This window comes from Schaalia naturae, assembly GCF_042665795.1.
GTDB lineage: Bacteria > Actinomycetota > Actinomycetes > Actinomycetales > Actinomycetaceae > Pauljensenia > Pauljensenia naturae.
Genome location: NZ_JBHTEF010000001.1, coordinates 1,548,372 through 1,572,430, shown reverse-complemented (window position 1 = coordinate 1,572,430; position 24,059 = coordinate 1,548,372). Strand labels below are relative to the sequence as shown.

At 68.1% G+C, this 24,059-nt stretch carries 21 protein-coding genes and 1 pseudogene; 18 read left to right on the top strand and 4 right to left on the bottom strand.

The genetic code is table 11. The annotated features are described in order from the left end of the window. Positions 1–4: 4 nt before the first annotated feature. The 14 genes from ACFQWG_RS06970 (at position 5) to ACFQWG_RS06905 (ending at position 14,135) form a co-directional block, all read left to right on the top strand. Complete coding sequence (locus tag ACFQWG_RS06970) at positions 5–1,021, top strand: PhoH family protein (RefSeq protein WP_380973600.1); 1,017 nt, start codon at positions 5–7, stop codon at positions 1,019–1,021. Further along, entirely contained in the window at positions 1,018–1,464 is a 447-nt protein-coding gene (gene ybeY, locus ACFQWG_RS06965) for an rRNA maturation RNase YbeY (protein ID WP_380973597.1), read from the top strand. Before ACFQWG_RS06970 ends, ybeY begins: the two co-directional genes overlap by 4 nt. Next, a complete protein-coding gene (locus ACFQWG_RS06960) occupies positions 1,461–2,801 on the top strand; it encodes a hemolysin family protein (RefSeq protein WP_380973594.1) in 1,341 nt (446 codons plus the stop codon). The genes ybeY and ACFQWG_RS06960 overlap by 4 nt, the downstream gene beginning before the upstream one ends. Beyond that, positions 2,798–3,934: a GTPase Era gene (era, locus tag ACFQWG_RS06955; protein ID WP_380973591.1), complete on the top strand. Its 1,137-nt coding sequence runs from the start codon at positions 2,798–2,800 to the stop codon at positions 3,932–3,934. Before ACFQWG_RS06960 ends, era begins: the two co-directional genes overlap by 4 nt. A 148-nt stretch (positions 3,935–4,082) precedes the next feature. Further along, positions 4,083–4,742, top strand: a complete 660-nt coding sequence (locus tag ACFQWG_RS06950; protein WP_380973588.1) for a class I SAM-dependent methyltransferase — start codon at positions 4,083–4,085, stop codon at positions 4,740–4,742. A gap of 71 nt (positions 4,743–4,813) precedes the next feature. Next, positions 4,814–5,212, top strand: coding sequence for a Fur family transcriptional regulator (locus tag ACFQWG_RS06945; RefSeq protein WP_380973585.1), 399 nt, complete (start codon positions 4,814–4,816; stop codon positions 5,210–5,212). 841 nt (positions 5,213–6,053) lie between these two features. Next, positions 6,054–7,262 carry an IS21 family transposase gene (gene istA / locus ACFQWG_RS06940; protein WP_380973583.1) on the top strand — a complete coding sequence of 403 codons (1,209 nt, stop codon included), beginning with the start codon at positions 6,054–6,056 and terminating at the stop codon, positions 7,260–7,262. Beyond that, positions 7,262–8,053, top strand: coding sequence for an IS21-like element helper ATPase IstB (istB, locus tag ACFQWG_RS06935; RefSeq protein ID WP_380973580.1), 792 nt, complete (start codon positions 7,262–7,264; stop codon positions 8,051–8,053). Before istA ends, istB begins: the two co-directional genes overlap by 1 nt. A 618-nt stretch (positions 8,054–8,671) precedes the next feature. After that, complete coding sequence (locus ACFQWG_RS06930) at positions 8,672–9,490, top strand: DUF1684 domain-containing protein (protein ID WP_380973578.1); 819 nt, start codon at positions 8,672–8,674, stop codon at positions 9,488–9,490. A 17-nt stretch (positions 9,491–9,507) separates the two neighbouring features. Then, positions 9,508–10,398, top strand: a complete 891-nt coding sequence (locus tag ACFQWG_RS06925; RefSeq protein ID WP_380973576.1) for an ABC transporter substrate-binding protein — start codon at positions 9,508–9,510, stop codon at positions 10,396–10,398. Positions 10,399–10,406: 8 nt separating this feature from the next. Further along, the gene (locus tag ACFQWG_RS06920) at positions 10,407–11,189 is read left to right on the top strand and encodes an amino acid ABC transporter permease (RefSeq protein WP_380973574.1); all 783 of its coding nucleotides are present in this window, start codon (positions 10,407–10,409) and stop codon (positions 11,187–11,189) included. A 4-nt stretch (positions 11,190–11,193) separates the two neighbouring features. After that, positions 11,194–11,982, top strand: coding sequence for an amino acid ABC transporter ATP-binding protein (locus ACFQWG_RS06915; RefSeq protein ID WP_380973571.1), 789 nt, complete (start codon positions 11,194–11,196; stop codon positions 11,980–11,982). Positions 11,983–12,069: 87 nt separating this feature from the next. Further along, positions 12,070–12,912, top strand: coding sequence for an SDR family oxidoreductase (locus ACFQWG_RS06910; protein ID WP_380973568.1), 843 nt, complete (start codon positions 12,070–12,072; stop codon positions 12,910–12,912). After that, positions 12,909–14,135: an amidohydrolase gene (locus ACFQWG_RS06905; protein ID WP_380973565.1), complete on the top strand. Its 1,227-nt coding sequence runs from the start codon at positions 12,909–12,911 to the stop codon at positions 14,133–14,135. The genes ACFQWG_RS06910 and ACFQWG_RS06905 overlap by 4 nt, the downstream gene beginning before the upstream one ends. 1,096 nt (positions 14,136–15,231) lie before the next feature. On the opposite strand, the gene ACFQWG_RS06900 is transcribed toward ACFQWG_RS06905, so the two are convergent. Beyond that, positions 15,232–16,929 (bottom strand): ABC-F family ATP-binding cassette domain-containing protein, encoded by a 1,698-nt coding sequence (locus tag ACFQWG_RS06900; RefSeq protein WP_380973562.1) that lies wholly within the window; start codon positions 16,927–16,929, stop codon positions 15,232–15,234. Positions 16,930–17,096: 167 nt separating this feature from the next. On the opposite strand from ACFQWG_RS06900, the gene ACFQWG_RS06895 reads away from it, so the two are divergent. Further along, positions 17,097–17,339, top strand: coding sequence for a transposase (locus tag ACFQWG_RS06895; RefSeq protein WP_380973559.1), 243 nt, complete (start codon positions 17,097–17,099; stop codon positions 17,337–17,339). A 265-nt stretch (positions 17,340–17,604) separates the two neighbouring features. Further along, positions 17,605–18,186: pseudogene (locus tag ACFQWG_RS06890) on the top strand (IS3 family transposase); the annotation flags it as partial. 103 nt (positions 18,187–18,289) lie between these two features. Here the strand turns inward: ACFQWG_RS06890 and ACFQWG_RS06885 are convergent. The 3 genes from ACFQWG_RS06885 to ACFQWG_RS06875 all read right to left on the bottom strand — a co-directional run bounded on the left by ACFQWG_RS06885 (position 18,290) and on the right by ACFQWG_RS06875 (position 21,092). Continuing rightward, positions 18,290–18,655, bottom strand: coding sequence for a transposase (locus ACFQWG_RS06885; protein WP_380973556.1), 366 nt, complete (start codon positions 18,653–18,655; stop codon positions 18,290–18,292). 101 nt (positions 18,656–18,756) lie between these two features. Continuing rightward, a complete protein-coding gene (locus ACFQWG_RS06880) occupies positions 18,757–20,175 on the bottom strand; it encodes an anaerobic sulfatase maturase (protein ID WP_380973554.1) in 1,419 nt (472 codons plus the stop codon). Next, positions 20,172–21,092 carry an aldose epimerase family protein gene (locus ACFQWG_RS06875; protein ID WP_380973552.1) on the bottom strand — a complete coding sequence of 307 codons (921 nt, stop codon included), beginning with the start codon at positions 21,090–21,092 and terminating at the stop codon, positions 20,172–20,174. Before ACFQWG_RS06875 ends, ACFQWG_RS06880 begins: the two co-directional genes overlap by 4 nt. Before the next feature lie 177 nt (positions 21,093–21,269). On the opposite strand from ACFQWG_RS06875, the gene ACFQWG_RS06870 reads away from it, so the two are divergent. Beyond that, positions 21,270–22,520, top strand: coding sequence for an ROK family protein (locus ACFQWG_RS06870; protein ID WP_380973549.1), 1,251 nt, complete (start codon positions 21,270–21,272; stop codon positions 22,518–22,520). 2 nt (positions 22,521–22,522) lie between these two features. Further along, on the top strand, positions 22,523–24,016 hold the full coding sequence (locus tag ACFQWG_RS06865; protein WP_380973546.1) for a sugar porter family MFS transporter: 1,494 nt from the start codon (positions 22,523–22,525) through the stop codon (positions 24,014–24,016). The last annotated feature ends 43 nt before the right edge of the window (positions 24,017–24,059 follow it).

Genomic DNA, 24,059 nt, shown 5'->3' with positions numbered 1-24,059 from the left:
TCGCATGAGTGACCCGACCGTATCGAGCCCCCAGGCGGCCTCGCGCCGCCTCGTCATCCCCCCGAACGTGGAGCCCATCGCCGTGCTGGGGACGTCCGACCAGGTGCTGCGCGCGGTGGAGAGGGGATTCCCGGCGGTGCGCATCCTCGTCGCCGGACGCGACATCTCGCTGTCCGGTCCCCCCGCCGACGTCGATCTCGCGGCGCAGCTCCTCGACGAGCTCCTCGTCCTGGCGCGATCGGGCTCGACCCTGGACGTCCCCTCCGTCGAGCATGCGATCTCGCTCTTGGCCGCCGCCGTGTCTCCGCAGGGGCCGCCGGAGGAGATCCTCAGCGTGCGGGGGCGCTCGATCCGCCCCAAAACCCCGGGTCAGAAGGCGTACACGGAGGCGATCGGGCGCGCCACGGTCGTCTTCGGGATCGGCCCCGCGGGCACGGGGAAGACCTACCTGGCCATGGCTGAGGCCGTCTCCCGCCTGCTGTCGGGCGAGGTCAGGCGCATCGTGCTCACCCGTCCGGCGGTGGAGGCGGGGGAGAGCCTCGGGTTCCTCCCCGGCACGCTCACCGACAAGATCGACCCCTACCTGCGTCCCCTCTACGACGCGCTGCGCGACATGCTCGACGCGGAGGCGCTGCCCAAGCTCATGGCGGCCGGCACCGTGGAGGTCGCCCCGTTGGCCTACATGCGCGGGCGGACCCTCAACGACTCCTTCATCATCCTCGACGAGGCCCAGAACACGACGGCGTCGCAGATGAAGATGTTCCTCACCCGGCTCGGCTTCCACTCGCGGATGGTCGTCACCGGGGACACCACCCAGATCGACCTCCCCGATCATCAGCGCTCGGGGCTCCAAGTGGTCCAGGACATCCTCGCCGGCATCGACGGCGTCGAGTTCTCCCACCTCACCAGCGCCGACGTGGTCCGCCACCAGCTGGTCGGGGAGATCATCGACGCCTACGCCCGATGGGACGAACATCGCGCCCGCCTGGAAGGGGCGCATCTGAAGGGAGACGACCGGTGACGGAGATCCTCAACGAGACGGAGACCGAGGTCGACGGGGCGGAGTTCGCGGCCCTCGCCGACTTCGTGCTCGCGCAGATGCACGTCTCCAGCGGGGCCGAGCTCAACATCCTCTTCATCGACCCGGGGCCCATGGCCGAGCTCCACAAGAGATGGCTTGATCTCGAGGGCCCGACCGACGTCATGAGCTTCCCCATGGACGAGTTGCGTCCCGGCACCGAGGACGACCCCGCCGAGGGCGTCCTGGGCGATATCTGCATCTGCCCCCAGGTCGCCCAGGCCCAGGCCCAGGAGGCCGGGCATTCCGCGGCGGAGGAGATGCTGATGCTCGCGACGCACGGCATGCTGCACCTGCTGGGCTACGACCACGCGGAGCCGGAGGAACGTGAGGAGATGTTCTCCCTCCAGCGCCGGCTCCTGCTCACGTTCCTGGCCACGCGATGACCGGCGGCGCCTTCGGTTCGGCGCCGGTGGCGGCCCTGATCGTCATCGGAGTGGTGGCTCTGGTGATGGCGGGCGTCGTCTCCGCCGTGGAGACGGCGCTGCAGAAGCTGTCGCGGGCGGCGGCGGAGGACCTGGCCGAGGAGGGGCGCCGGCACGCGGAGCTGCTGGGCGAGCTCCTGGCCCACCGCGAGCGGACCCGGATGACGTTGCGGGGGACCCGAACGTTCCTCCAGGTCGTCGGCGCCGTCGCCGGCACGCTGGCGCTGGTGGGCCTTCCCCTGGAGTGGTGGGTGATCGCCCTCATCGCGGTCGTCGTGGTGGGAGCCGTCCAGTTCGCGCTGGTCAGCGTCATTCCCTTCCGCGTGTCCACGCGCAACCCGGAGGGGGTCGCGCTGCTGGGCGCCGGGGCAGCCGTCCGCGTGGTGCGCGCGACCCACGTGGCGGATCCCCTGGTCCGCGCCGTCCGCGGATGGATGCCGCAGCCGTCCCAGACGGAGGCGGAGGCCCGCCAGGAGATGGCTGACGACCTGCGCGAGATGGTCGACCAGGTCGGGGAGACGGAGGGCTTCGAGGAGGAGGACCGCGAGATGCTGCGCTCCGTCTTCGAGCTGGGCCACACGCTCGTGCGCGAGGTGATGGTCCCCCGCACGGAGATGGTGACGGTGGACGCGGAGACCTCCGCCCGGGACGCGCTCGGACTGTTCGTGCGCTCCGGGTTCTCCCGGATCCCCGTCGTCGGCGAGGACGTCGACGACGTGCGCGGCGTCCTCTACTTCAAAGACGTCGTCCAGCGTCTGGAGACGCGGGGGGGCGATGCCGCGGGACTGACGGCCGAGCAGATGATGCGCCCGGCCGAGTACACCGTCGAGATGAAGCCCGCGGACGACCTGCTCCGCCAGATGCAGTCGGAGCACTTCCACCTGGCTCTCGTCGTCGACGAGTACGGCGGGATCTCCGGCCTGGTCACCCTGGAGGACCTCCTCGAGGAGGTCGTCGGCGAGCTCACCGACGAGCATGACCGCAACGTCGTCGAGCCCGAGGAGGTCTCCCCTGGCGTGTGGCGGGTCCCCGCCCGTTTCCCGGTCGATGAGCTGGGCGAGCTGCTGGGCCTGGAGGTCGAGGACGAGGACGTCGACTCGGTGGGCGGACTCCTGGGCAAGGCGATCGGCAAGGTGCCGCTGCCGGGGAGCCGGGGAGATCTGCTGGGCATCCACATGGTGGCCGAGGAGGGACGGGGCAGGCGCCGCCAGGTGGGGACGATCCTGTGCTCCAGGGCGACCAGCGAGGACGGCGCCGGTCCGGCGACCGAGGACGAGGACGAGGACGAGACACGATGAGATTCCCCAGCGACGATGAGCTGATGGCCGGACCGAACGCCCTCGACGGGGCTCTGGAGGACGAGGGGCTGGGGGAAGGGGGCGCCCTGGTCGACGATGATGCGGCCCCGGAGGGCGAGGGGTTGGAGGACGCGGACAGCGCCATCGCCGAGTCCGCGGAGGCCGAGCTGGCCGATCTGCGTCGCCTCCGCGCGGACGCGGGTGCCGGGCTGGTCGCGCCGGAGTATCCGGAGGGCTTCCGCGCCGGATTCGTCTCCGTGGTCGGCCGCCCGAACGTCGGCAAGTCGACGCTCACCAACGCCCTGGTCGGCGAGAAGATCGCGATCACCTCGGGGCGTCCCGAGACGACGCGCCACAACATCCGCGGGATCGTGCACCGTCCGGACAGCCAGATCGTTGTCGTGGACACGCCCGGCTACCACCGCCCGCGCACCCTGCTGGGCCGGAGGCTCAATGACATGGTCCGCGAGGCCCTCGCCGAGGTGGACGCCGTGGTCTTCTGCCTTCCGGCCGACCAGCGCATCGGCCCCGGCGACCGCTTCATCGCCCGGGAGCTGCGCGATGTGCGCGCCCCGAAGGTGGCCGTGGCCACGAAGACGGATCTCGTGGGCCGGGAGCGGCTGGTCCGGCATCTCCTCGAGATCGACCGGCTGGGGGAGTGGGCGGCGATCGTCCCGGTCTCGGCGCTCGCCGGCGAGCAGGTCGGCGAGCTGGCCGACGTGCTCGCCGACCTCATGCCGCCCTCGCCGCCGCTGTATCCCGCGGGGGATGTCACCGACGAGTCGCGCGACACCCTCATTGCGGAGTACGTGCGCGAAGCCGCCCTGGAGGGGGTGCGCGACGAGCTGCCCCACTCCCTCGCCGTCCAGGTCGAGGAGATCGCCGAGCGCGAGCCGCGCCCGGGGCGCACCGAGCCCCCGCTGCTCGACGTGCGCGTCAACATCTTCGTCGAGCGCGACTCCCAGAAGGCGATCGTCATCGGTCGGCGGGGCACCCGCTTGAAGGAGATCGGCACGCGCTCGCGCGCGCAGATCGAGCGGCTGTTGGGCCGGAGGGTTTTCCTGGACCTGCACGTGCGCACCGCCAAGGACTGGCAGTCCGACCCGAAGATGCTGGGGCGGCTGGGGTTCTGAGCCCGCCTGGGCGGCGCCGGTTCCGAAGGTTCGATCCTCGTGTAGAGTGACTCCCAATATTGAGAACAGTTCTCACGTGTTGGGGCGGGCGCCGCCGCCCGCGGGATGCGGCGGCCGTGGCCGACACACGGATCGAGAGGATGGACCCATGACCGATGCCCTGCCCACCGCAGAGGAGTTCTGGGACGGATTCTACGGAGACCACACGTGGGGCGAGCACGGGCCCGTGAACCGGCACCTCGTCTCGGAGGCCGGAGGCCTGCCTCCCGGAACCGCCCTGGATCTGGGCTGCGGCGAAGGTCCCGACGCGATCTGGCTCGCCGGGCGCGGGTGGACGGTCACCGGGGCGGACGTCTCGGCCACGGCGCTGGAGCGGGCCCGCGACCATGCCCGACGGCTCGGACTGGCCGACCGGATCCTCTTCGAACAGCACGATCTCTCCTCCGATTTCCCGTCGGGGGAGTTCGATCTGGTCTGCGCGCAGTTCCTGCACTCTCCCGTCGCCGCCCCGGGGGAACGCGAGGAGATTCTGCGCCGCGCCGCGCGGGCGGTCGCTCCGGGCGGGCGCCTTCTCGTGGTCTCGCACTGGGGCATGCCACCGTGGTACCGGGGGATGCCGGGGAGCGAGCGCCGCGCCGATTTCGCGATCCCCACTCCCCGGGAGAACCGGGAGGCGCTCCACCTCGAGGACGGAGCGTGGGAGGTGCTGCGCGACGCCGTCGTCCCCGTCGCGCTCACCGGACCCGATGGACAGGCCGGTTCCCGGGAGGACCATGTCCTCCACGCCCGCCGGATCCGGAGACGATGACGTTGTGAGTCGTGGGCCCCGCCGCGCCCAGGGGACGCGGGGGAGCCCCGTCCGATCGAAGGGAGCAGACCGTGTCCGCCGCGATCCGCGGGCGCCGCAACACCGTCCAGAAGGAGGCCGTGCGCACCGCGCTGGAGGAGGCCGCCGGGTTCATCTCCGCTGGCCGGCTGCACCGGCGCCTGAACGAGGAAGGCAGCCCCGTGGGGCTCGCCACGGTGTACCGCCAGCTCAACGCCTTGGCGGAGTCTGGGTACGCGGACACGATCTCCGGCCCCGGCGGCCAGCTGTTCCGCGCCTGCGAGCTGGATGGGCACCACCACCACCTGGTGTGCGAAGCGTGCGGCAAAGCGGTGGACATCGACCCGCCGGACGAGGAGTGGATCAGCGCCTCCGCCGACCTCCACGGCTTCACGGTCACCCGCCACGTCCTGGAGGTCTTCGGCCGCTGCGCCGAGTGCTCGTCGCGCTGACCCCGCGCCGCGAGGGCCGCTCCGCCGAGCCGGACGGCCCGGCCCCTCCACCGCCGACGCAGCCGCCGGCCGCGGCTCGCCACCACGCCGATGCCACGGCGGCCGAGAGGCGGGCACCCTTCGGCCGCGCTCGGTCAGAGTCGCAGGTCCCGGAGCGTCCCAGCCGTGGGCGGTGGCGAGCTCCATCGACCGCTCGAGCTGGGAGCCGCAGTCGCAGTGCAGGGAGTTGCAGGGCGTCGCCTGTCAGGAACTCCGAGTGGACGCGGACGAGGGCGGGGCCAGCTATTCCGCCATCGTCCTCGACGGCATACTCCTCCAACTCTGGCTCGGCACTGCCCCAGAAGACCTCGCCCCGAGGATTCGGCTCGACGGGGAAACGGTTCGACGTTGAAACCCGGCGTCCGCTCGACGCGGTCGAGTCCGACCGGGATCAAGAGGCTCCGCCGGCAGGCGGGGAGCGCGTCGTTTCGGGGTGCCGGTATGAGGGCCATCACGCGCGATTTCGACCAGGGAATTCGCGCTCGCTGGTGCCCTCATGCCCGCGCATCCATCGTCCATCATCGAGCCCATCTGGGACCCGCTCACGGCACTGATCCCACCCGTGGCGGGCACCTGTCTCTATCGAGGTGTCACCAACCCCGGGTCGAGGACGGCATCGTCTTCGTCAAGCTCATCTGTGTTCTCAAGCGGGGTATGCCCTACGAGGGATCGTTGACCACGCCTGCTCAGCCACCACCATCGGAGGAGGCGGGCTACCGGTGGGCGTCCCCGGTGTCGGCGGCGGTTGAAAACGAGGCCATAGCGACGGGCGAAAACGAGGCCACCCAGACAGATTGGATGGGTGATCTCGGTGGAAGATTGGGCATTGATTCGGCGGCTCGTCGCGGATGGGGTTCCGCAGCGGCAGGTCGCGAGGCAGTTGGGGATCGGCCGGTCGACGGTCGATAGGGCGTTGGCGTCGGATCGGCCGCCGAAGTATGAGCGGCCGGCGCAGCCGACGTCGTTCGCGCCGTTTGAGGCGCGAGTCAGAGCGCTGCTCGCGGAGCATCCGGAGATGCCGGCGACGGTGATCGCGGAGCGGGTGGAGTGGTCGGGGTCGATCACGTGGTTCCGGGAGAACGTGCGTCGGTTGCGCCCGGAGCATCGGCCGGTCGACCCGGCCGACCGGCTGAGTTGGGCGGCGGGTGATGCGGCGCAGTGTGATCTCTGGTTCCCGCCGCGGAAGATCCCGCTCGAAGACGGCACGAGCGTGCTGCTGCCGGTGCTGGTGATCGTCGCCGCGCACTCTCGTTTCGTGATGGCGCGGATGATCCCGACGCGTAAGACGGAGGATCTGCTGCTGGGGTCGTGGGAGCTGATCCAGCAACTCGGCCGGGTCCCGCGTCGGCTGATTTGGGATAACGAGCCAGGCATCGGTCAGAAGGGTCGGCTCGCGCAGGGCGTCGCGTCGTTCGCGGGGACGCTGGCGACGAAGGTGGTGCAGCTGCGACCCTACGACCCGGAATCGAAGGGGATCGTCGAGCGCCGCAACGGCTGGTTCGAGACCTCGTTCATGCCCGGCCGCACGTTCACCTCACCCGCAGACTTCAACGCTCAACTCGCAGACTGGCTCGAGCGCGCCAACAGCAAGGTCGTGCGGACCATCAAGGCCCGCCCGGTGGATCTGATCGAGCACGACAGAGCTCGGATGCTGCCGTTGCCGCCGATCCCGTTGCAGCTGGGCTGGCGAGAACGGGTTCGTCTCGGCCGGGACTACTACGTTCGCCTCGACGCGTCCGACTACTCCGTCGACCCCACCGCGATTGGCCGGTTCGTTGACGTCACCGCCGACCTGGACCGGGTCCGAGCCCGGCTCGACGGGCGGATCGTCGCCGACCACGCCCGTGTTTGGGCACGCGGCAGCGTCATCACCGATCCCGCGCACCTCGAGACAGCGAAGCGGTTGCGGCAGCAGTTCCAAACTCCCCGCCCTGTCGCCGTCGGCGACGACCTCTCGAGGGATCTCGCGGATTACGACCGGGCGTTCGGACTGAGCGGCGAGGTTGCCTGATGCCCGGTCCGAAGAGCACTGAAGCGGTCAAGCAGATCACCTACCTCTCCGGCGCGCTGAAAGCACCCCGGATCGCCGAAACTGCCGCTCGGATGGCGGACCAAGCGAGGGATGCGGGCTGGTCGTTCGAGGATTACCTCGCCGCTGTCCTCGATCGCGAAGTCTCAGCCCGCAACGCATCTGGCGCCGAGCAACGGATCAAAGCGGCCGGCTTCCCCGCGCGCAAGACCCTCGAGGACTTCGACTGGGATGCTCAGCCCACCGCGCGTCAGCAGATCGCCGCGCTTGCCTCGGGAGGGTTCCTCCTCGAAGCGCAGAACGTGGTCCTGCTTGGCCCTCCCGGCACCGGGAAGACGCACCTCGCGACAGCGCTCGGGATCGTCGCCGCCCGCCACGGACACCGGGTCCTGTTCGCGACCGCGACGAACTGGGTCACCCGGCTCACCGACGCGCACCGGCAAGGCAACCTTCCCCGGGAGCTCGCCCGGTTGCGCCGCTACGGGCTGATCATCGTCGACGAAGTCGGCTACCTACCCTTCGAGCAAGACGCAGCGAACCTGTTCTTCCAACTCGTCTCATCCCGCTACGAACATGCCTCGCTGATTCTCACCTCAAACCTGCCGTTCTCCGGCTGGGGCGGGGTCTTCGGAGACCAAGCCGTCGCTGCCGCGATGATCGACCGTATCGTCCACCACGCCGACGTTCTCACGCTCAAGGGCGCCAGTTACCGGCTCCGAGGGCGCGGGATCGACACCCTCCCCAGCATCAAAACCCAAGATCCGGCAGACTAGGCACACAACAACCAAGTGGCCTCGATTTCACACGTCGCAATGGCCTACTTTTCGAGCGTCGTCGACACCCGGTCCGGAAGCCCGGCGGGAGCAGCGCCACGCTCGCCGTGTTCTTCGACATGCCCGCCGCACGGCCCGATCAGGAAGGACACCTTGTTTCCACAGGCCCCGCCACGCAGCTCGTCACCTGTCACCCTCGTCGGAACGGACGCCACGGCCGTGGGCACGCTGGACGGCCGTCGGACGCGACCGGCTGATCCGACGCCGGCGGTGACGCCAGATGCAGGTCACATGGTCTCGGCATGGGGGCATTCAAGGCAGCGGCCATGGCGCCGAACCGACACTGATTGCCATGCGAATCGCCTCTCCATTCCGGCCGCCGCGCCCCCGAACGGTTGAGGTGGCTCCGCCGCATTCCCCCAGTTCCCATCATCGGATCGTGAGGCCACGCACAGGGGCAGCTGATCGCAGCACAGCGGAACCTCCGTCACCTGCGCGGGACCCACTTGCGGCCATCGCCCTGTGCGGACCCGGTCCGGAGGGCATCGGCACCGGGGTCTCTGGCGCCACGTCGAAAGAGGAGCTCACACGTCCATGTCCGCGACACCCACTGTCCCCGTGCACATCGTACCAGCCGGCCGATCTCAAGACTTCATCACGGACTGGTATCTATGGCATGGTCAACGTGAAGCCGAACTAGCAGCCCCCTACTCCTGGCTCTCCCTGACGGGAATCCATTGGTTCACTCTGGATCCCGATCTGATCGTCCCCTCGTTCCCGGGAACCTGGCACCGCGACGGCGAGGGCGTGGAGTACGTGCCCGACCCCGCCCGCCCTGTCCTCGTGGACGCCCGGCCGGCAGAGGGGCCGACTCAGGTCCTTCCCTATGAGTCGGGAGCGCCCACCAAGATCTGGGCCGGAGCCGTCCAAGCAGAGCTCATCCTGCGTGGTGGCACCTTCGCGGTGCGTACCCGGGATCCCGCCTCCGCTCCGCGTGCGGCATTCCGCGGCGTGCCGCATTTCCCCGTCGCCCCCTCCTGGGACGTCCCCGCCGAGTTCGAGTCCGTGAAAGCCCCCACGGACGTCGAGGTCGACGCCGTGGTCGCGGGCGTCTCCCACCACAAGGCCGTCATCGGGCGGCTCCACTTCCGGCTTGCCGGGGAGGAGCAGTCGCTGCTGGTCTTCCAGACCAATGGCGCCGGTCCCTCAATCCTGTTCAGGGACCCCACCAACGGCGACACGACCTATGGCGCGGGGCGCTTCCTCTACTTGCGCACCAATGATCCGGCGGCGTTTACCCGCGTGGACTTCAACCGGGCTGTCAATCCCCCTTGCGCGTTCAGTCAGCACTGCACCTGTCCTCTTCCGCCGCCACAGAACACTCTCACCGTTCCCGTGACGGCGGGGGAGACGCTGCCAGGCCCTTCCGCCTCCTGAAAAGAATGGAACACATCATGACCATCCGACTCGACGCTCTGAGCGCCGCCTCCGCCACCGCCGTGATCCTCGCCGCGACACTCCTCGCCGGCTGCGGCGCCGGTGGATCACCATCCGGAGCGGACGACCAGAGCGGTCAGTCCTCCTCCGCGCAGTCCGGGACGTCCAACTCCGTTTCCATCGACGACCTCGGTCTGGTCAATCCGGGAACCCTCACGGTCGCCCTGGCCACCACGGACCCGCCCTCGTCCTATCTCAACGACAACGACGAACCGGACGGTTACAACGTCAAGATCCTCGAGGACATCGCCGCCCAGATCGGGATTCCGATCGACTGGAAAGCCGCCGAGTACTCCGTCCACATCCCCAACATCGCCAATGGCACTTGGGACACCGCAACCCAGGGAGCGCTGGTCACCGAAGAACGGCTCAAGCAAGTCGACTTCTCGACGCCTGTCAGCTTCGCCCAAGCTCGACTGGTGTCCCTCAAATCCGCGCCGTACGCGACCTTCGCAGATGCCGCCGGCACGCGCGTGGGCGTCTACACCGACGCCCTCCAGGCGGCCGCGGAGAAGGAGATCCCCAACGTCGAGATCGTCAAGTACGAGGATAACGCCGCGCTCCTCAACGCCCTTCGTGCCGGCCAGATCGATGCCTACGCCATGGGGCAGAACACGGCCCTGCAACAGCGATCCGACAATGATGACCTCGCGCTGTCCGATCCGATCACCACCGGCGAGGTTGCCATCCCACTGCCCAAGGGCAACACCGCCCTCGTCCAGGCCTTCGACGACGCTCTCGCCAAGCTGGCCGCGAACGGGACCCTGGCCGAACTCCACCGCACCTACAACACTGGCGTCGACATCCCTCAGGAGCTCAAGGACGCCTACCCGGAATTCGCGGAGTGAAGGGCGTTATGACGTCCGTCCTGGAGCAACTGGGTGTGGTGTGGCGGACCTTTGTGGACTGGCACGTCTTTGCTGAGGTCCTTCCTAAGTTCATTACCCAAGGGTTACCTAATACTATCCGTCTCACCGTGTATTCGGCGGTGATCGGCACGATCGTCGGGCTGGTTCTGGCAATCGCCATGACTTCGGGCCGGGTGGCGTTCCGCTTCCCCGCGGGGGCTTACACGAACGTCATGCGAGCGCTGCCAGCCATGCTCAGCATCTACGTGATCGGGCAGGGGCTTCCTCTGTCGGGCCTGAAAGTCTTCGGCAACAACACCTATGGGTACGCGGCCCTGGCCGTGGGGCTGATGGAGTCGGCTTATCTGGCGGAGATCTTCCGCTCGGGGATGCAGAGCGTGGATCGCTCCTACATCGAGTCCGCCCAGTCCCTGGGATTGTCGCGCTGGAAGACCACGCGCAAGATCGTCATCCCCATCGGATTCCGGCGCATCATCCCGGCCCTGACCAACCAGTACGTGCTGATCATCAAGGCCACGTCGATGGTGTACCTGCTCGGCCTGGCCATCGATCAGCGCGATCTGTTCTCGATGGCCAAGGACGAGGTCGGCACACGCGCGACCTTGGCGCCCCTCGTGGCGGCCGGGGCCGTCTATCTCCTGATCACTTTGCCGTGCATGTGGTTGGTCAACAGGATCGACGTGCGTCTGCGCAACGGCGCCGATGCCTCCCGCAACCGGGTCGTCCGCCGGACGGGGAACGTGCCGGTCCGGGCGGCGGCGGAGGCCTGACGGGATGAGCGCACTCGCCAGGCTCCGACGGCGCGGCCACGACGCGCTCGCCATCGACCTCACCGATACAACGGTCACGTTGGAGGGCGTCACTCGCCGATTCGGCGCCAAGACCGCCATCGACGATGTCACCTTGCGGATCCCCGAGGGATCCACCACATGCCTGATCGGCCCCTCGGGGTCGGGCAAGTCAACCCTGCTGCGCATGATCAATCTGCTCGAGCGTCCCGACGAGGGGCGCGTGCTCATCGGGCGCGAGGAGGTCAGCGCCCCCGGCTATCCCATCGAGGCCCTGCGATCCCGCGTCGGCATGGTCTTCCAGCAGTACAGCTTGTTCCCCCACATGACGGTGCTTGACAACGTCACGTTCTCGCTGCGAGAAGTCCATCACGTGGGACGTGACGAGGCCGTCGAACGAGCGCGACGCGAACTCGATCGCGTCGGGGCATCAGGGCTGGAGGACCGGCTTCCGGACCAGATCTCCGGAGGAGAGAGACAACGGGTTGCCATCGCCCGCTCGCTGGTGATCTCCCCGAAGATCATGCTCTTCGACGAGGTCACTTCGGCTCTGGACCCCGAGCTGGTCAAAGGCGTGCTCTCGCTGCTGGCGGAGTTCACGGACTCGGGCATCACCATCTTGGTGGTGACCCACGAGATGAGGTTCGCCCGTGAGTCGGCTTCGGATATCGCCTTCATGGACCGCGGCCGCATCGTCGAGCAGGGGCCTCCGGACCAGGTCTTCGACGACCCGCGCAGCGACCGTCTCAAGAACTTCGTTGCGGCGATCGGCTGATCGCCGCAACGACAGGAAACAGCCCATTCATCGATTCGACCAAGGAGCCGCACACAAATGGGAGCTCGACTTCAAGGAAAGGTCGCGGTGGTCACGGGCGCCGCCGGTACCATCGGCAGCGTCACGGCACGCCGCCTACATGAGGAGGGCGCCTTTCTCGTCCTCGTGGACAGGCCCGAGGAAGCGCCGCGCGCCCGCCTGGAGGCCGTGGCGGATGGAATCGACGTTCACCGGGAGAGCGTCTTGGCGGTGCCGGCCGACATTCGTGACCAAGGCGCCCTGGACGCCGCGTTTGGCGTGGGAGCCGAGCGTTTCGGACATGTGGACACCGTCTTCGCCAATGCCGGAGTGCTGTGCCGCAGCGCACTCACCCAACGCCTGGACGTGGACGACGACATGTGGGAGGAGGCGCTCCAGACGAACGTGACCGGGACGTGGCGGACCGTACGTGCGGCCGCACCCCGGCTGCGCGAGGCCGGGGGCGGGGCCATCGTCATCACCAGCTCCATCGCTGGCGTTCGTGGCGGTCTGAACAACGCCGCCTATTCGGCGACAAAGCATGCGGTGCTCGGAATCGCGAAAACAGCGGCCCATGAACTGGGTCATTTCGGTATCCGGGTGAATTCAGTGCTTCCCACGGGCGTGCACACCCCGATGTTTGTGCGCTCCGAACGCATTCGGCAGGCGCGGCCGGACCTGTCGGACCCGGGTGAGGCCGACGCCGTCCTGGTCTGGTCGCACACGAATCTGCTCGGCGTACCGTGGATCGAGGCCATCGACGTGGCGAATGCCGTCCTGTTCCTGGCCAGCGACGAAGCCCGATACATCACGGGCGTGGGACTGCCCGTCGACGCTGGGCAGAGCCAGCTCAATCCGTTCGCGGCCGTAGAGACCTTCGTCCGTGACGCCGCAGGAGGCCAGAATCTGTGACATTCCCCGACCACGGTGGTGCGGACCGATCGTTGGAGTCGTTGGAGTCATTCCTCACCGGGCAATTCCGCTGGTTCCATTCCCACCCGGAGCTGTCCGGGCAGGAGGTGGCCACCACGGCGAGGATACGCACGGTGCTGGAGGACTTGGCGATCGAGGTTCTCGACGTCGGTCTGCCCACAGGTCTCATTGCCCGCATCCGGGGTCGGGCCGGATCTGAGGCGACACGTCCCGTCGTGGCGCTGCGCGCCGACATCGATGCCCTGCCGATCACCGAGCGCAGTGGATCCGCCAACGCCTCCGTGCACCCCGGAGTGCAGCACGCGTGTGGGCATGACTTCCACCTGGTGGCCCTCCTGGGTGCGGCGGCGCTGCTCTCACGGCGTGCGGCGTCCTTGCCGGGTGACGTCGTGTTGGTGTTCCAACCGGCCGAGGAGTCGATGGCAGGTGCCCGGCAGGTGATCGCGACCGGCGCCCTGCAGAGCCTGAAGGTGCGAGCGATGTTCGGGTTGCACGTCAATGCGGATCTGGCTCGCGGTCATGTCGCCGTGGCGGAGGGCGCTCTCTCGGCGGCGGTGGATCGCTTCCGGGTGGACGTCCGCGGCCGGGGTGGGCACGCCGCCGCACCCCACCTGGGCGAGGATGTCCCGTTGGCCATCTCGCATTCCGTCGCTCAGCTACAGTCCGTGGTGAGCCGGCGGGTGGACCCCTTGGAACCCGCCGTCGTATCGGTCACGCATATCGACGCCGGTCACACGTGGAACGTTCTGCCGGACTCGGGCTGGTTCGAGGGCACAGCGCGAACCTTCAGCGACCGGACGCGTCGTGAGGTGGAATCCGCCCTGCGGTCCATCCTCGCCGGAGTCGCGGCGGCATCGAACGTGGAGATCGAGGTCCGGTGGCAGCCGGGCCCGCCTGCCGTGGTCAATGACGGTGAGCTGGCCATGCTGGTCAGAGAGGCATGCCAGGACCTGTCCATCCCCGTCGAGACGCCTCGGCTGCGTGCCGGCGGCGAAGACTTCGCCGAGTACCGCGCCCTCATGCCCGGGGCGTTCTACCTCATCGGCATGGGCGCCCCGGAGGCGCCTACCCATTCCGACCGCTTCGTTGCGAAGGAGGGCGCGCTGCTGAACGCCGCCCGAGTCCACTACGGGGTTGCGCGAAGAGCCCTCCGCCACTGGAGTCGAGAGATTCCGCCGGTAGATGCGTCTCGGAGGTTGTGAGGAGGGCGTGAACGCAGATGGCAATGGGTTTGTCGAGAACCTATCTGTCGGAATGCGATCATGTCCGCCCTGCCATCGTCTTGTCAATCGAACCCACCTGGAGCCGATTCCACGTGCTCGGTGACCATGATCCGACGCAGGAGGGATGAGTGGATCGACGCAGGCGTCTTCACGACGTGCGAGTGGCTGTGCCTGGGCCATAGGCCGCGGGCCCGGACGTGGAAGACCTCGCAGTCGGCGGGTGCATCACCGCTTCCCTGCGGGGCCGAGTCCTGTGGGCCGCGGCAAACTGAGCACGAGACGCTCCCTCCTCGTCGGTAGCATCGTCGTCCTCAGGAGTTGCGTGGTCGCTCCGGCCAACCGCCTCGACTCTGCGTCGCCGGTGCCCACGCTGGATGCTCTCCCGTCCGACGGCGCCTCGTGGCTCTCGACGTCCGCGACCCAGGGCCGGCGCGGTGCGCCAGCAGCGGGGGCGGCGCTGCGCGAGCGGCCGTGAGGGTCATTGCTCCGCTGATGGGGCCCTGGTCCCGGAACCTGCGGACCACCGTCACGCGGTCGTGCGCGAGATACCCGTCTCCGCGGCAACGTGAGTGACTGCGCGCTCCGACTCGATGCCGCTGGACCACGACCACCCTGCTCGCCGGAGCCAACCGGGATCCGGCGTCCTTCGACGCGATCGTCCTCTCCGAGACGTAGGGCGGCGCCAGGCGCCCAGCCGAAGCGGGCCCCGTGGGGCTGGCATGATCGGGTCTCCGGCGGTCGGTCCCAGATCGCGGTGTCCTTCCGAGAGTCGACGCATGCTTCCACCCGCATGCGTGGGTCCGGGTAGCCGGTTTGTCCGCGGATCTACTGGACGGTGATCGTGCCGGCATCGAGGTGCGTCCGCTTGGCGGGTGGCGGCCTCCAGCTGGTCCCAGTCCGCCGTCGGGGCGTCGGCGGGAAGACGGACCCCGCTGCGGGACAGGCCCTCGCGCCTTGCGGTGCCCGGTGTCAGCGTCGCCATCTTCCACCTTCCGACAGGCGGAGTGAATCGTCGACAGGTGAGGCTGCCTGACGGCGATTCGTTCCACTGGGGCTTGCCCGCGATCCGCCGGACTCAGCCCGTCACGGGCGCCAGACTCAGCACCTGGCCCTGCCAGCGCCGCCGCAGCCACCGGTCGTGGCTGGCGACCACGACGATGCCCGGGTAGCCGGGAAGCAGAGACTCCAGGGCGGTGGCCAGGTCCAGGGAAAGGTGATTCGTCGGCTCGTCGAGGGCGAGGATCTCCGGCGGATCCGCCAGGATGATCGCGAGCTCGAGGCGGCGCAGCTGGCCGGTCGACAGCACCCCGACCGGACGCGCGAGGTCGCGCGGATCGAGCAGGCCGAACGCCGGGAGCGCGACGGCGTCCGCCCGGGCGTCCCCGACGGCGTGGCGGTAGACCTCTTCGACGGCGAGGGAGGGGTCGCGGGGAGCGGGGTCCTGTGACAGCAGCCCGACCCGTCCGCGAACGTCGGCCGCGCCCGATGTCGGGGCCGCGTGACCCGCGAGGATGGCGAGGAGCGTCGACTTGCCGGATCCGTTGGGCCCTTCGACGAGCACCTGATCGCCGGGCCCCGCGTCGAGGGTCACCGGGGCCAGACGCCCTGTGACGCCGGCTTCGCGCAGGGCGAGGCCGGCGCCCGCCCGCCGCGGCGTTCCCGCGACGTCCAGGCCGCCGAACACGAGCTCACGCGGAGGCCGGCGCACCTGCGCGCCCTCCAGCGCCTCCAGGCGGCGCGCGGCGTCGTCGACGCGCCGGCGGACCACTCGGGCGTTGCGATCGGCGTAGAACTTCCTCGCGGCGCGCCCCTCGGTGCGGGGAGCGGCGCCGGAGTGGCCGACCAGGTGGCTGTCGCGGCCGCGGGCGCGTAGGCGTCTCAGCTCCTCCTGTTCGGCGGCGTACCGGCGCTCCCAGGCCTCCCGTTCGCCCAGGCGCTGGAGCACGTGGTCCGAGTACCGGCCTCGGGTGCGCGTCAGGCCGCGCACCTCGGTGGCCGGGGCGTCCTCGTCCAAGCCCCCGGGGGCGAGTGAGGCGGGGACGGGGTCGAGGTCCAGGATCTCGGTGGCGATGTCGTCGAGGAAGGCGCGGTCGTGGCTCGCGGCGATGACGGGGCCGTGCCATCCGGCCAGTACGCGGTGCAGGAAGTCGGCCGCGTCGTCGTCGAGGTGGTTCGTGGGCTCGTCGAGCAGAAGAATGTCGGGACGGGCTAGGAGGAGCCCGGCCAGCATGAGGCGGGCGCGCTGGCCTCCGGAGAGCGTCTCCACGGCCCGGCCAGGGTCCACGGAGGCCAGGCCGAGTCCGGCGACGGCGGCCTCGGCCCGGGACTCGGCCGTCCATGCGCCGGTGCGCTCGGCCGCGGCGACGGCCTCGTCGAGCTCCCGGATCCGCTCGGGGTCATCCGGGTCCAGGGCGAGGGCGTCCCCGGCCTGTTCGACCCGTGCGCGGGCGAGGAACTGGGGGGCCTGCGCCTCGTGGAGGACCTCTCTCAGGGAGGCGGCGGCGTCCAGCGGGAAGTCCTGCCGTAGCAGGCCGATCCGGGCGCCGGCGGGAACCTCGACCGTCCCGGCGTCGGCCCGGTCGATACCCGCGAGGATGCGCAGGAGAGTGGACTTGCCCGAGCCGTTCTGGCCGATGAGGCCCGCGCGGGCGCCGGCGTGGACGGTGAAGGCGACATCGGTGAGGACCCGGCGCTCGCCGAAGGACCGTGAGAGGCCCGAGGCGCGCAGGAAGGGAGCCGTCGAAGCCGGCGGAGCGGGAAGCGGAGGAGTCATGGCACCTGAGGGGTTGGAAGGATCGCGCGGGGCGCCGGCGGACGGGGTCGTCCCCCGGGGCCGGCCAGGCCGCTCACGCGCCGGAGATCCGTCACTTCCACATGGGGCCACTCTAGACGATTGATTCTAGGGTTGGGCGGGTGAATCTATCCGGAAGGAACCCGAGAATGGCAGCACGGCGGAAGTATCCGATTGAGCTCGGAGACGTCGCGACGAGGCAGTGCGCGTATCGGCGTATTGGCGAGCAGCTCGGTGTGCATCCGGAAGCGTTACGCACCTGGGTGCATCGCGCCGAGAAAGACAAGGGTCTGCGCCTTGGCCCGACCAACTCGGAAGAAGCCAGGATCAAAGAACTCGAGCAAGAAATACGCGAGTTGGGCGGCGGGGAACTCGACCCCCGGCGCCGCTGATCGCCGCGTTCATCGACGAGCAGCGGACCAAGGGCCGTGCGGTCGAGTCGGTCCGCAACGTCCTGCGTGAGCAGGGCGTCCAGATCGCCGCACGGACATTCCGGGCCATGAGACGCCGCTCGGCGTCGGCTCGTGACCATGACGATGTCGTCGTCGTTGAGGCGATGCCGGCCACCGTCGGCACGTCTGAAGGCATGTATGGCAGACGCAAAATTGTCCCCCATCTGCGTCGGCGTGGTTTCGACCTCGGTGCCCGACAAGAACGCCACCCGTGCACCCGGGTCTGCTAGACCGGGATTTCACGGCCCCGGCGCCGAATCAGCGGTGGGTCGCGGACTCCACCTGCGTGCGCACCTGGGCCGGTTTCGCCTACGTGTCATTCGTCATCGACTGCTACTCGCGTGCGATCGTCGGCTGGCACGCGTCGATGACCGAGACGACGCCGCTGATGGCGACCGCGCTCCGGATGGGAACCTGGCGACGCCAGCACGTGGGACAGGATCTGGCGGGGCTCACGCATCACTCCGATAGGGGCGCCCGGTATCGAGCCGCTCGCTACACCGAGCGACTCGCGGAACGCGACGCGGTCGCCTCGGTCAGGTCCAAGGGCGATAGCTATGGCAACGCCATGGCCGAGGCGTTGAACTCGCTCGACAAGGCCGAGTTGGTGCGCAACCTCGGCCCCTGGCAGTCAATTGACGATCTCGAGATCACGACCGCGGAATGGGCGGACTGGTGGAACGAGCGCCGACTCGACGGCGAACTCGATCAGCGCCCACCCGCCGAAGTTGAGACCGACCACTGGGCGACGAAACCGCCCGAGTATTCATTACCCGAAACCAGATAAATCAGCCTCTATGAAACTCGACACTTGACAGCCCATGACGACGTGAGACACGGGGTGTTGCGCGCTGGGGCGCCCCCCGCGCAGGGGGAGCTGTCGCGGACCTTCACTTTCGAATCGCGTCGACGAGGATCACCGGATGCAGCGGATCCAGCGGGCGTGCGGACCGCTCGGCGAGCTCGCCGGTGGCCTTGTCGGTGATCCGGCTGATCGTGTCCTTAAAGATTCTTGCGCCGTAGACGTCTTCGAAGTGCGCCGAGATCTCGCCCGTGGTGAGTCCGCGCGCGGTGAGGGAGAGCACGATCTGGTCGATGTCCTCGAGGCGGTGCTTCCGCTTGGGTGCGATCACCGGCTCGAACGTGCCCTCTCGGTCCCTGGGGACCTCGATCTCGACCGGGCTGATCTCGGTGAGCACGTTCTTGGTGAGCAGCCGTTCAGCCAGTTCCTTCTGATCGATGATCTCTCCGGTCACGGGATCGATCAGGACGTCGTCTGTCGTCTCAGACCGAACCCACACACCATTCCTCAGACAGACCCGGCATAGGTGCCCCAGCAAGCCCGGGACCGGCAGTCTCAGCGCCGGCGCCTGCCGCCCTTCTTTGCTCGGGCCTTTGGCTTGACCTTGGCCTTCGGTTTCCCGGGCCGACCACTTGAGCGCTCAGACATGGTGGGCTCGGGTCCCTGGGCCCCTGCCGTGGGTACGGGCTGAAGCAGCCGCCCGTCCTCGTCGCGCGGCATGTCCATGATTCCGCAGGCCTTCCGACCCGACTGCACCAGGCTCACCATGGCGGCGACATCGGGCTGCGCGTGGCGGAAGAAGGTGCGGTAGCCCTCGCACAGGTAGTTGAGCTCGCGGCCGTCGAGGGTCTTCACGAAGCGGTCTTTCGGGCAGCCGCCCTGGCAGGCCCAGCGCACGTCGCAGGCCTGGCATTGTGCGGACAGCTCGGTCATCTTGCTCATGCCGAAGCGGCGCTGCTCGGGGGAGGCGACGATGTCGCGCATCGACTCGGTGGCGATATTGCCGCGCAGGTAGGCGGGCTCCACGTAGTGGTCGCAGGCGTAGACGTCGCCATTGTGCAGGACGGCGATCGCGTTTCCGCAGGTGGGGGAGTGGGTGCACAACGTGTAGATTCCCATGGCGTTGCCCACCGTGACATCGAAGAGCTGCACGAAGACGCGCCCCACATCGCGTTTCACCCATTCGTCGAAGATCGTGGAGAGGAAGGCCCCCCACTGCTCGGGGCCCACCGAGCGCGAGGTGACATCGCTGCCGCGCTGGCGATACAGCGGGCGTTCCTCGCCCTGCCCGTGCCAGCCGGCCTCGGCGATATCGCGCTGGGCGGGGGTCACGCGTTCGACGATCGGAATGAACTGGATGAACTCCGCGCCCAGGGCGTCGCGGAAGTAGCGGTAGACCTCGTGGGGATGGTCGGCGTTGCCGGCATGAACCGTGCACAAGATATTCGTATCGACGTGGTGGCGCTGGAGGATCTCCCAGGCGCGCAGCACCTGGGCCTGTGTGCCGCGACCCGCTTTATTGACCCGATAGACGTCGTGGTACTGGGCCGGACCATCTATGGACAGACCCACGAGGAAGTGGTTCTCGGCCAGGAAGTCAGCCCATTCATCGGTGATGAGCGTGCCATTGGTCTGGATGGAGTGGGTGACGTCTTGGGCGGGGCGGCGGTACTTCTCGGACAGCTCCACCGCGCGCTTGAAGAAGGGGAGGCCGCGCAGGGTGGGCTCCCCGCCCTGCCATTCGATCGACACGTCGCCGTCTGGCTGGGAATCCAGGAAGTCCGAGATGAAGCGCTCCAGGTCGTGGTCGCTCATGCGCTGGCCGGCCTCGTCGTAGAGCAACTCCTTGGACAGGAAGAAGCAGTATGTGCAATCGAGGTTGCAGGCCGCCCCCGCGGGTTTCGCGAGGGCCGAGAAATGCATGCGCGGCGCGGCCGGCTCGGCCGTCTGCTGGCGCGGGATAGCGGTGGTCACAGGGCGCTCCTCCGAGGAACAGATCTCTCGGACTTAACAGCGCTCGACTGGCGCGAGAACGTGAGCGTCGTCTCCAGGGTCAGCGTCTGTCCGGCCTCCACCACCGTCGCGGCCGGATCCGAGTTCAGGACATTGGGCACCGACGTCTGCGGCTCCACACACACCGCGTCCTCGGGTACGGAGAACACCGTCGCACATGGCGCACTCGACTCCATGCGCATCGTCACCTCATCCCAGTCGATGCGGCAGGACATGCCCGAGTCGAAACCGAAGCAATCATCCCAAGGCTCGGGCTGGGGTGGAATGCGAACCCCGGTGGGCAGCCCGTTCGCACCGCGCTGAGCCTGCCATGCGGGCGTCATCGTCATCCGAGCCGCGCCGTCCGCCTCGTCCTCGTCAATATGACGGCGGAACCACGGGTGCAGGCCCAACTGGGCGGGGAAGGACTGCGGGCCGGCCGTCACGGTCTGCGTGAGGCGCACCGTAGCGCCATCGACCGCGACGCGGAATCCCGCCGTTGCCGGCCACGGCCACCATTCCCCCAAATCACATCCGAACCCGCCATTGTCGAGGACGGTCCACGAGCCGAAGCAACCGAATCCGTGAAGGGCATGCGGGGCGTTATTGACGGGCATCTGATAGGTGCGGCCCTGCCAATAGAGCAGGCCCCCGCCCAGTCTCCCGACCCACGGCACCATGGGGAATGCGCCATATTGGTAGACGGCCCGGCCCGGACTCCACTGGCGCAGCAACTCGCGGCCGAAGGCGCGCAAGGAGACGATTCGGCAGCCGTCGGCGGGACAGACCTCGACGGCGACGGGTCCCTCGCCGCCGAAATGCACACGCTGCCCGCGCGGGCCATCCCACGGCGTCATGACGTGGATGGGAACTGATTCATAGCCGGTGGATGTCGTCATCACTGGTCCTCCTTGGCCTGTCATGGCGATTGTCCCGCGTCATTTTGTCGCCTCCAATCGGCAGAATCTCAGGCAAAGAACCAGCCGTCCCACGGGGAGCCGTGATCTTGATGACAAAATTGGGGTCATTTTTGTCAGGTCAGAACAGCAGAAAAAGAAGTCCATACATTGAACGCCATGGTGACAGGGAAGTCGCAGCAAGCGATCGAGCGCATTCACGAGGCAGAGATCATCTGCGCCCTCGCGAATGCCGGGGAGGTGTCGCGGGCAGAGCTGGCGGAACGCGCCGGACTCGGACGCTCGACCGTCTCCCAGGTGCTGGCGACCCTCATCGAGCGCGGCACCGTCGGTGCCGGCGAACACCAGAAACAAGGCGGACGCGGGCGGCCCAGCGAACTCGTCAGCCTGGATCGAGACGCAGTGAGCGCCATCGGCATCGACCTGGCACACGCATGGGTGCACATCACGGCCCTCAATATCCTCGGCGACGTCATCGCCACCACCGGGCGCCCCGTCGAGGATGCGGCACCGTGGCCCGAACGCATCGCCGTCGCGCAGTCCCTGCTGGCGGACCTGGACGTGACGCCGGAGCAGATGCGCCCCCTGCGCGCGCTTGCGGTCGGGCTGTTCGGGCCCATCCATATCGACCACCAGTGGGTGCATGCGGGTGAATCCGGCAACGGCCCATCGGCCTACGCCGACGAACCCTGGTACCCCTACGTCGAGGGTCTCTCCGCCCGCTACGCCTGCCCCGTCATGATCGACAACACCATCCGCTTCGCCGCCTACGCCGAACACCTCGCCATGGTCCAACACCCCGGCGACGCCACCCTCCACGTGCGACTTTTCCACGGGGTGGGCGGCGCCGTCGTCGGACCTGAGGGCATTGAGCGCGGGGCCTCGGGCATGGGCGGCGAGATCGGGCACATGACCGTGGAACGTGACGGAGACTTGTGCCGCTGCGGGCGACGCGGATGCCTGGAGACCTTCGCCTCCACCTCCGCGGTGCTGCGCGCCTGCCGATGCTCCGGCCTGGCCGTCGATACGGTCGCGGACCTCCGGATCGCCGTACAGGCAGATGATCCGCGGGCGATCAACGTATTGACGAGGGCGGGCCGTGCCCTTGGGGAAGCCCTCATCGAGGCCTCCATCCTGGTCGACCCGGCGCGCATCATCGTCTCCGGTGACATCGTCCAACTGGACGACACTGTGCTTCGGGTGGCCAGCGAGACCTGCCGAGCGGGCCTTGGCCCGCGCTTCACCCCAGCTCCCGTTACGCGCGGAGTCCTCGGGGAGGTGGCCGCCTCCCGCGGGGGCGCACTCGCCGTCATCCGCCAGGAGCTCCCAGCACTTGATTCATTGCGAGTAGACGGGGCCGGTGACACAGCTGTACCGGACCCGGATCCCTATGAGGAAGGACACCTCTGACAATGTCAGTGTCAACCACGTCGGCGAAGATGCACCCTGCCGTGCGTCGGGCCCGCCACCGAGCAGTTTGGGCCTCGGTCGTTGCATCCATCTCGGGCCTGATGTTCGGCTGGGACGCCATGGCGCTCAACGTCATCAAGAACGCCCTGGCCTACCACACGAAGGCCGGCAATGGCCTCATCGGATTCGCTGTCGCCTTCGGTGTTCTCACCGCCGTGCTCGGCGCATTCATCGCCGGTCGGCTCTCCGACAAGATCGGCCGCAAGATCATCATGGAGATCGCGGCCATCCTCTTCATCATCTCCTCGGTGGGCACTGCCTTCATCGGATCCTCGATGGGGCTCTTCTTCTTCTGGAGGTTCTTCTCCGGCCTGGCGATGGGCGCCGCAATGACCATCGCTCCGGCCTACATCTCTGAGATCGCACCAGCCGATCTGCGTGGAACACTGGTGTCCCTGCGTCAGTTCATGCTCATCATCGGCCTGTTCGTCTGCGGCCTGTTGGGTGACAACCTGCTGGCCGCAGCAGCCGAACCCAGCGGCGACGCCCCCAAGTCCACCAGTGTCCTCCACTTCATGGGGATCGGCCTGGAGGTCTGGCAGTGGGCCTTCCTCTCCGTGGCCGTCGGCGGCATCATCTACTTCATCTCCGCACAGTTCATCCCCGAGTCCCCGCGCTACCTCATCTCCGTGGGCAAGCTCGACGAGGCTCACAAGGTCCTCTCCGACACCATCGGTGATGTCGACGGATCCGTGGATGTGCGCGTGGAGGAAATCCACAAGTCCTTGGGAAGCGACGACCATCGAGGCTTCGAGGTCCTGCTGAACAAGTCGGGGCGCAACCTGCAGCGAGTCGTGTGGATCGGCGTCATCCTCGCCGCCCTCCAGCAGTTCGTCGGCATCAACGCGATCTTCTACTACTCGACGACCATCTTCGCGACTCTCGGATTCGGTGAGGCAGCTGCCCTTCAGCAGACTCTCATCCTCACCGGCTGCAAGGTCGCAGCCATCATCCTCGGCATGATCCTGGTCGACCGCGTCGGACGCCGGCCCCTCCTCCTCTTCGGATCCATCTCCATGTTCCTGGCGCTCCTCGCCACCGCGGCCATCATGCTGAGCGCCCCCAAGGTCACCGGCGCCGACGGCTCCACCACCCCCGATCTGGCCAGCCACCCCGGACTCGCGGTCCTCGCCCTCATCGCGCTGTGCCTCTACGTGTTCTCCTACGCCGGAACCTGGGGCCCGATCATGTGGGTCCTCATCGGTGAGATGTTCCCCAACCGCATCCGCGGGGCCGCGACCTCCGTGGCCGGTGCCGCCGAGTGGATGTCCAACTTCGTCGTCACCCTGACCTTTCCGGTGCTTGCAGCCTGGTCGATCGGCACCACCTACGCGATCTACGCGGTCGTCGCATTCGTCTCCATCATCTTCGTCCTCAAGGTCGTGCCCGAGACCAAGAACATGGAGCTTGAAGAGATGGACAAACTCGGGAACTGAGTCCCGAGATCGTCCTTTCGTCCTCGTTTATCTACCCACCAAG

Bases quoted from the DNA above. Each gene is read 5' to 3' on its own strand.
- ACFQWG_RS06970 (WP_380973600.1), top strand. From the start codon at position 5: ATGAGTGACCCGACCGTATCGAGCCCCCAGGCGGCCTCGCGCCGCCTC.
- ACFQWG_RS06960 (WP_380973594.1), top strand. From the start codon at position 1,461: ATGACCGGCGGCGCCTTCGGTTCGGCGCCGGTGGCGGCCCTGATCGTC.
- era (WP_380973591.1), top strand. From the start codon at position 2,798: ATGAGATTCCCCAGCGACGATGAGCTGATGGCCGGACCGAACGCCCTC.
- ACFQWG_RS06950 (WP_380973588.1), top strand. From the start codon at position 4,083: ATGACCGATGCCCTGCCCACCGCAGAGGAGTTCTGGGACGGATTCTAC.
- istB (WP_380973580.1), top strand. From the start codon at position 7,262: ATGCCCGGTCCGAAGAGCACTGAAGCGGTCAAGCAGATCACCTACCTC.
- ACFQWG_RS06925 (WP_380973576.1), top strand. From the start codon at position 9,508: ATGACCATCCGACTCGACGCTCTGAGCGCCGCCTCCGCCACCGCCGTG.
- ACFQWG_RS06920 (WP_380973574.1), top strand. From the start codon at position 10,407: ATGACGTCCGTCCTGGAGCAACTGGGTGTGGTGTGGCGGACCTTTGTG.
- ACFQWG_RS06915 (WP_380973571.1), top strand. From the start codon at position 11,194: ATGAGCGCACTCGCCAGGCTCCGACGGCGCGGCCACGACGCGCTCGCC.
- ACFQWG_RS06900 (WP_380973562.1), bottom strand. From the start codon at position 16,929: ATGACTCCTCCGCTTCCCGCTCCGCCGGCTTCGACGGCTCCCTTCCTG.
- ACFQWG_RS06895 (WP_380973559.1), top strand. From the start codon at position 17,097: ATGGCAGCACGGCGGAAGTATCCGATTGAGCTCGGAGACGTCGCGACG.
- ACFQWG_RS06875 (WP_380973552.1), bottom strand. From the start codon at position 21,092: ATGACGACATCCACCGGCTATGAATCAGTTCCCATCCACGTCATGACG.
- ACFQWG_RS06870 (WP_380973549.1), top strand. From the start codon at position 21,270: ATGGTGACAGGGAAGTCGCAGCAAGCGATCGAGCGCATTCACGAGGCA.
- ACFQWG_RS06865 (WP_380973546.1), top strand. From the start codon at position 22,523: ATGTCAGTGTCAACCACGTCGGCGAAGATGCACCCTGCCGTGCGTCGG.